The 1,460-nt window shown below is 50.8% G+C and carries 1 protein-coding gene; it reads right to left on the bottom strand.

Translation table 11 applies throughout. The features are described 5' to 3' along the window. Positions 1-65 precede the first annotated feature (65 nt). Entirely contained in the window at positions 66-1,112 is a 1,047-nt protein-coding gene (locus AC1DSG_RS31060) for a HamA C-terminal domain-containing protein (RefSeq protein ID WP_477794279.1), read from the bottom strand. Positions 1,113-1,460: the final 348 nt, after the last annotated feature.

Genomic DNA, 1,460 nt, shown 5'->3' with positions numbered 1-1,460 from the left:
ACCTAGCGCACGTCTGAATTTTTCATTCTGGACAAACCGTGAGGCTAGCTCCGCCGCAAAAGTGCTCATGGCGCGTCCCCCTCGATGACGGAAGGCGGAGTAAGAGGAACATCTGATTCCAAGCCCGAAAGGCCTATCGAGTCGTAAAACATCTCTCTCAGCTCGTCGACATCGGGAACCGCTATCAAATAAACCATGCATTTATTCGGATCAACTTTCTTAACACCCAGCTGATTGCTCAGATTGGTATGGTGTCTGTTGAAATCGCTGCTATAAAGTTCACCGAAATGATCCTCATGCTTGGATATTGAACCTTCATCGACTTCAAGCTTGTTCGCAAAATGCTTGACCTCTGAGTAACACACTACTCCCACAGATCGCTCACGCCTGGGGGCATTTGGATTACTAAATACATCGAGATAGTCCATCATCAAATTTTTATCAGCTGGGTCGAGCGCATCAAGATTCCCCAGGCTAGTAACCAGCCCGTACTCATGCTCATATTGCCCATCGTCTTTGAGGAAGCCTGAGACAGATTCCGCGTAATCAGCTGTGCCACTGGCGGCAGTACCTGCAAGCTTCGATTCTAGGAAAAATACATTTAATTCACCGTTGATCACCGAGGCGTGGATACCATCGAGGCCATAGACCGGCATGTTATTGCTGGTTTTCAAGGCCATCTTGGCGATCAGCTGAGACGCCTGTAGATGGTGAACGGCGACGCAGTAAGCCAGCACCTCCCCCACTTCGCTAGCCCTGGAGGGGTGAGCCTTTCGAAACTCGATGAATGCATTCCTTACAGCCCGACTGAGCTCTTGCGCAGCTGAAACATCCCCGTTTTCTGCAGAGGCTATCCGGGCCTGGTACGCATCTCGACGCCGCCGGCTCAACGCATAGTTCGCTGCTTGGTTACCAAGGAAATCGGCAAACGCTCTGATACTGGGAATATCTTCTTTGAATCGGACATGCAGTAGCGCGACTCGGGGAGCCTTATATGGAGGTACGGTAGCTATGTCCACCGTACACTTCACGAAACGATCCAGAGGGGATTTATCCAACAGCTTCTGGATGACACTACTGAGCGACGGGGCACTATCTGCAGATGATGACACTGATCCGATCCCTGGTTTTGCCTAAGGCATAGGCTGACACTGTTCACTACGCTTGCGCGAACACAGAAATTGATCATGACTCGAAAAGCGCCAAATGGCCATCACCCTAAAGAATCGCGCCGCCCCCTACCATGGCACATGGCTTTAAATGTGTGTCGTATTGATTATCAGGACACACGGCGGGGCCAACATCTAGCACAAGCATTCTTCTCTATCTGATCAAGATCAAGTGCAGGAGCAGGAGCAGGAGCAGGAGCAGGTCGAAGCCTAAGGCATTGGCACCAAATGCACTACCGGCTAGAAAATACCTGATGGCAAGGGATTCTCAAACTCTGAACTGGCTCGAGC

Source organism: Pseudomonas sp. P5_A12 (assembly GCF_056400685.1).
Note: the sequence above shows the minus strand (reverse complement) of the source record. Positions and strands in the feature narration are given on the sequence as shown.